Source organism: Pseudoalteromonas shioyasakiensis (genome assembly GCF_022398475.1).
Lineage (GTDB): Bacteria > Pseudomonadota > Gammaproteobacteria > Enterobacterales > Alteromonadaceae > Pseudoalteromonas.
Genome location: NZ_JAKEVM010000189.1, coordinates 1 through 6,331, shown reverse-complemented (window position 1 = coordinate 6,331; position 6,331 = coordinate 1). Strand labels below are relative to the sequence as shown.

Genomic DNA, 6,331 nt, shown 5'->3' with positions numbered 1-6,331 from the left:
CAAAAGATACTATGTGTGAAAATGCAGAGTTACCATAACAAAAGAACATTTCTTAATCTTTGAGAAATTATTACTAGTTAAGTTAAATTCTTGGCCTTTTAAACATTAATGCTTTTTTCTGTAACTCTGACAAAGAAACGGTTCGATAACCAATTCCTACCAACTTAGTTGACTCCCCCCAATTTGCTGTACGATATTTAACATCACTCTTGATAACCCCCAACCAACTTGAAGCTCTACGGGTACTTACATCAAAGTGCTTAGCAAGTTTTTTTGCTGTGAAGTATCCACCATTTTCGAGCATTAATTCAGCTGCGTCATTAACTGATAACATAAGGTCCTCCAAACAGTTCATTTATTTGCAAGCATAGGTGGTCTAGCAAACAGCAAAGCCTGGTTTTGCAAGCTTCTCATACTGGATTTTCGACCATAGATAGATACCACCTTTACGGTACGATTAGGGACACCAGTATCAACCGTCTTATATTTATTGGTTGTACGGATGTTATATAGGAGTGCGCTCGCTTTATTTGCTGAAATAGAAAGTGCTTTTCCGAGGGATTGGCCCGTATAAAACTCCCCTGTCTCTAACATTAATTCAGCTGCTTTTTCTGTCGATGCCATTTTCAAACCTTTTATAATTGAAGATTTTTCGACAATATCAACAGATGAATTTTGCGCTCATTTTGAAAAATTAACTTAACAATGCCAGCCTTTGGGCAAAAGTCATTTTTGCTACCACCTTATGTGCCCCGGTATCACTGACCTTGTTGATGGTTGTAACTACATCATTAAACAAAGTAGTTGTACTATTAATATTCTTTTGAGCTGATTGAAACGCGCTTAGGAGCGTATCAAGTTGCGGGTTCCATTCATTTAACACCCATTTATCTACATTAGAACGAATAGCGCCATGAACTAAACGAGAGAACTCGGACTTAGCAGACCCTTTGTCTCTAAAGGTCATGTTATTGAATTCTGCTAAAGCTACTAAAGCAGGCTGCCAAACTTGTTGTGCCTCTAAAATCCTTTTATTGATTTTCTTTAATCGTTTGATGGCTTTTGTGGTTAATTGAACTTTTAATTTAGGATTGTTATTGACCAAACTAACGTCCTTGCTGGTCATAATTCTGCTAAACAAGTCTTCTATTTTGCTCACTCCATCAAAATGCATCATAAGCCAAAGCTTTGCAGCATTACTTCTATCACTTATTGATACTAAATGAGTATTAAACTTAGCTTTAAGAAGATGTAGGTTTTGCTTATGAATTGATTCATTGATTACGATGCTTACACTTTCATCTAGAGCGTTAAGAGTTCCGTCAATGTTAACGTCAAAACTTAGGAGGTTTGATCTAACATTTCCCCTTTGCTGGTTTCTGTACTTACGGATAACGTCAAGAACCTCAGCTTTATCTCTCCTATGCTGGCTCATAGCTATAGCACCTTCAGAGGCTTTGACTACGTCAATTGGCATTGATTGGTACTTAAACATAGAAAGTGAATCCATTACTTGAGTACGCTTTAGCAAAAATTGAAATTGAGATAGATACTTTCGCTCAATAGTAACACCACCCTCTGTAATCAAAAGCTCAGCAGCTTGCGTGCCTGGGTACTTTCTAACGTCATATTTATTAGACTTTCGAATATGGCGGTACTTAATTAATCTATGCATATAGTCGTTATGCAGCTCAAGCGCCCTATCAAGTCCACCAGCTTCTTTCCAGCAAGCTACGGTTTCTTGTGAGATGAAGATGTTTTCTCGCGCTTCATCACTGTCCAGGAAGTCTTTATCATGCATTGATATCAGCTTTTGCGTATGAGTATCAAAGCAAAGCTTGAACATCTCTTTTTCCTGCTTATGTGCTTGATGATACCGGCTATCTACACTTAATGGATAAAACACCATTCTTGTATTGCCACGTGATATTTTTTTTCTGTTAACCTTAGATACTCGTTGAGTAAAATTGATTTTTGCAGGTACTTTTCTAACGCTTTCACTGTATCCGGTAATTAAATTGGTTTTCTCAAAGTACTTTAAGCAACGAGTCAACTTTCTCTCACCAACAAGGTTGTTAAACATTTCAAAATTAAGCTCAAAGTCTGGTACCGACACCAAGAGACTTTCGAACTTTTGAATACAGTAACTATCAACTTCATTCTCTAATCCTGTATTCAATATCAGCTCTAAAAGCTTCCCAGAGACACCTTTCCTTCAAATAGAACCTTTTTGACTGTTTTTGTGTAAAGAAACTACACCATCAACTGTCATCGCTGTCGATAAAGCGACATCTAATTTACCCGCTGATATATTGAGGTCATAAATAGCCGTGACATTAGCGGAATTGTCTGAGCCTCTTTTGATACTACAATTCATATCTTCATCAAAAATATCACTTGCATCTAAAGGGCGGGTCCAAAGGTCTATTAATGATACGTGATCAAATACATGCTTATGGCCGTCTTCATCTCTTAACACTGGCATCATCACAGCTTCAGATAAAGCCTCATAACCTTGAATTTTACCGATATCAGCGTCACTCATCTCACTATTCAATTTTGGGTATGGTATCCACCCTTTTCCTTGCTCAATCTGTTTCCAAATAGCTAAAGGCCTAAATGGTGCTGCTCCGATACCATCCAAAGACCACCGAAAAGATAAAAGCACGGCATGCACTTCACTAAAGTAGTAATTAAGGTTCTGAGGGTTTAGTAAGGCTTCTGTATACATTTCTAAAAAAGCTTTCTTTATTTTAGGGGGTAGAGTTACATCGTTTTGAATACACTGAACACCTTCATGCTCAGCTTCTCTCCCCTGCTCTACTAAAGATTTGAAACGCTCTGAATGAGCAATGCTCTCTTGTGTTAGCTGGCAGGCGTACCTTACAATTTTATCTAAATGCTTGGGTTTTAAAGTATTCGGTTGCAAAGCAACACGATTATACCCTACAGGATCAAACGCCCGAGCGTGGAGAGCTCGCTCACTCATGTTAGAGCTAATTCTAAATAGCCGATCTCTTAGCCTTAATGTATTTTCTACACCAAGCACTTCCCAACGTTTCAACTTTGCAAGGTTAGTAGCTGTTTTATCTTGCTTTGAAACGATAGTACAAATAGAACACCCGTAGCGTGCTTTGCCATTGCAACCTGCCCCACCACTTTGACCTGTAGCAATTTCGCAAGTCTCACTTGTACCATTACCGTATATCTCGATTAAAAGACCAAAGTTTGATAAAAAACCTGGTATGTCATAGCAAGATCTTTGTAGTGGTTTTGAACCAGCCAAGCTGAGCAAAAGAAATACATCATCAATCTCCCAGTCACGAATTGGAGCATAATTGTAGACTTTTGAGTTTCCAATAGACTGTGATGTCATTGAGTTCATTAAATCTTCTGCAGACTTACCTTTTAGATTGTGTCGCTCCATATTCTTTGACCTACGCGAAGACTCTTTTTCCCTAGAACCTAAGCAAGAAATAATTGGTGAACTGGCATAATTGCCATATTTCTTTGAGTGCCTAATAGACTCTACAAGAGAGTTAACAAAGTGTTCGTTTGGGTTAACCTTAAAATTACTGAACAATCACCAGAGCGAGTTGGTGTTGCTGGAATTTTCTGGCCACCAACGTACCTAATAAAGAATTCATTGTTCAATGAAGGTTGGACTAATTTAAACTGAATATTGATACCTACAGACTTAGCATATTTAAGCATTCTCTTACTGGCATAGTTAACAAACATTTGCATAGGTATCGCTTCTGCTTTTGTATTAACTGTCGATACGATCAATGGGCGTTCTGGTTCAATGGTTTTTGCTGCAATAGCTTGGCGATAAGCCTCCATCACAATTAGCAATGTAACTGTCGAGTCTTTCCCAAAAGAACATAAAGAAGTAATTATTGCTCGCTCATTTTCAATTAGAGCTCTTATATCAGCTACAGATGAAGAAAAGGCTTGAGCAACTAATTTCTCTCTACTTACTTGGTTAACTGTTCCAACAACAACGCTATCAATGATGTCTATTGGATTAACTTTGAAAACACTCACTTCACACTCCAACTTAAATTTTGTAACTATGGTCACATAGGATATAGAACGCGCTTTGATTGAAATGATAACTAAATATTCTCCACGATTATTTTTAAAAAAAAGTCATACAGAACAATAACTAAAATATATTTACACTTAATTATTCAGGGTGAATTCGCCAAAATATTAACTCGAAAAAATATAAAGCTAACCTTAATCAACAATAGAAACCTAAAATATTCGCCAGCCTAAAAAACACAAAAAACTATTCTTAATCAGACAGTTACATAAAGTTGACTCAAATTATTCAGGGTGAATTCGCCACTTATTCGAGGTTAATTATTTCAAAAGTGCGCGTTATGGAATCGGACTTACTATGGTCTTAATCGAAACATAAAGAGAACCGAAATGAATAATCAAAACGAGACTATTACTTCACCCTGTAACAAGCCTCTTCTTGTAGTGCTTTTTAAAAGTAAAGAAGGTATTGAGCAACGAGGCGTTCAATGTTACGAAGGTGTCATGACTTTTAAAGAGCTGGTGGATCACTTTAAAGCAGAGAAAGGCTCTGAGGAAATTGGGGAAGTAGATAAGAAGCAACGTGACGTAGATACAAAGCGAGTAAATGGATTAAAGCAGTACTGGACTACATCCCAAGGGACTGTATTCCCAAATATAACGCTTTTTGCTAACTCCCTCTCATTAAAAAACTCAGTAACTGTTGGTAATAAGCTGATAATTGAAGCGACCTTGGAAAAGAATGCAGATAGATTTATAGCAGACGGACAAGGCCGACAAGCATTCATTGATTGGTTATTATCTGATGAAAGCAATGCAGAATTTGAAGATCATACTATTAGTTTTAAATTAATAGTAACGCAAACAGAAAGTCTATCTACCCCAAAAGCCGTACAAATTATTCGACAACTTTTTGCCGATTATCATGTGAAGTTAACCAAGCCGAACTCTTCTATCAGTAAGCATTTTGACAATAGCACTGTGTTAAGTCGTTTAATGAATGACTATTTAGCACTACAAGTAGATTCCTATAAGCTAAAAAGCAAAATTGCTCTCCATGGAAAAATAAAAGCAGGTCATATTTGGACATTCCAACAATTCACTACAATGATGCAAAAGTTCTTAAACTTAACAAATAGCACTGCATCAAAACAAATAACAGATGAAGCTCAATACGAAGATGCCCTTAACTTATGCCGAAGCTATTTAACCTGCATTTTCAGATTATTACCAATTGAGAACATTACGAGCACTCAAGACCATGAGAAGGCAATGTTTACACGAGCAATTTTTGCAAATGCACTGGGCTATGTAGGTCGTTCATTAATGGATGAAATGTTATTAGATAATTCGATAACGTGGGAACGAATCAATCTAAACGGCATACCTATAGAAGATAAAAGTGATTCTTTTTGGCTTGAGGCTAACGTGACTATGAAAGATAAAGGCACAGTGAACTACCCAGCGACATCGGTTCACTTTGATCACAGGGCTTCTATAGTCTAGCTTAACAGCTAGGCTGCTTCTTTTTTCTCAGATCCAAAATCCAACTTCGATAATTCGAAGACTTTCGTTTTAACAGATTGTTTCTGCTGAGATGCGGGTGTTACCCTTGCGACGATTCCAGCCGCAATTATATCTAATTCACCTGTACTAGCTATGCTTTTAGCAGCAGCTAGATCGCGGCTTTGATACGCTCCGCAAGCCGTACAAGTAAAACTCCTATCATTCAATGTTAAAACATGGCGTTGCCCGCACTCCGAACAAATTCCAGTGGATTTTTCAAAACGACCTATTTCATGATAGAGCTTGCCTTCTAGCTCAGCTTTATACTTTGAAAGCTGAGTGATCAAACCCATCACGTTATCTGCAACCATACTACCATTGAACTTTTGCATCGCTTTTACGTTTAAATCTTCGAACACTAAAATATCATTTTCATTGGTTATCTGTCGTGAAGTTTTGTGCGCAAAGTCCAGCCTTTGCCTTGAGATTTTTCCGTGTAATTTATTGATGCGTTGTTTTGTTTTTTGCCAGCGATTTGAACCTTTGGTTCGACGTGCAAGCTGGCGTTGCAATTGATTTAACTTCTCTATTGCTTGCTTTAAAAACTTCGGGTTGTCGGCCACGAAACCGTTCGAACCAACCACCGTTTGCTTTGAGTTGATGTCAAAGCCAGTGATCGTTTCCAAAACTTGTTTAGCCGTTTTGCATTCCACTTCCTGAGTGATACTGCATTCCCATTTTCCGTGACGATATTGAACAGTGACGGTCTTAATTTTGC

Annotated in this window: 7 protein-coding genes; 1 reads left to right on the top strand and 6 read right to left on the bottom strand. The window is 37.7% G+C overall.

The window, feature by feature from the left end:
* Positions 1–82: 82 nt before the first annotated feature.
* The 5 genes from L1D51_RS19985 to L1D51_RS19965 all read right to left on the bottom strand — a co-directional run bounded on the left by L1D51_RS19985 (position 83) and on the right by L1D51_RS19965 (position 4,047).
* On the bottom strand, positions 83–334 hold the full coding sequence (locus L1D51_RS19985) for a hypothetical protein (protein WP_199530021.1): 252 nt from the start codon (positions 332–334) through the stop codon (positions 83–85).
* A 17-nt stretch (positions 335–351) separates the two neighbouring features.
* Positions 352–624: a hypothetical protein gene (locus L1D51_RS19980; protein WP_239964621.1), complete on the bottom strand. Its 273-nt coding sequence runs from the start codon at positions 622–624 to the stop codon at positions 352–354.
* Between the two features lie 70 nt (positions 625–694).
* Positions 695–2,179, bottom strand: a complete 1,485-nt coding sequence (locus tag L1D51_RS19975) for a hypothetical protein (protein ID WP_239964620.1) — start codon at positions 2,177–2,179, stop codon at positions 695–697.
* 36 nt (positions 2,180–2,215) lie between these two features.
* On the bottom strand, positions 2,216–3,427 hold the full coding sequence (locus L1D51_RS19970; RefSeq protein ID WP_239964619.1) for a hypothetical protein: 1,212 nt from the start codon (positions 3,425–3,427) through the stop codon (positions 2,216–2,218).
* A gap of 101 nt (positions 3,428–3,528) precedes the next feature.
* Positions 3,529–4,047 carry a hypothetical protein gene (locus L1D51_RS19965; RefSeq protein WP_239964617.1) on the bottom strand — a complete coding sequence of 173 codons (519 nt, stop codon included), beginning with the start codon at positions 4,045–4,047 and terminating at the stop codon, positions 3,529–3,531.
* Between the two features lie 390 nt (positions 4,048–4,437).
* On the opposite strand from L1D51_RS19965, the gene L1D51_RS19960 reads away from it, so the two are divergent.
* Positions 4,438–5,553, top strand: coding sequence for a DGQHR domain-containing protein (locus L1D51_RS19960; RefSeq protein ID WP_239964616.1), 1,116 nt, complete (start codon positions 4,438–4,440; stop codon positions 5,551–5,553).
* Between the two features lie 8 nt (positions 5,554–5,561).
* Here L1D51_RS19960 and L1D51_RS19955 read toward each other — a convergent pair.
* The coding region (locus L1D51_RS19955) for an RNA-guided endonuclease InsQ/TnpB family protein (protein ID WP_239964615.1) at positions 5,562–6,331 on the bottom strand (770 nt) is incomplete at its 5' end.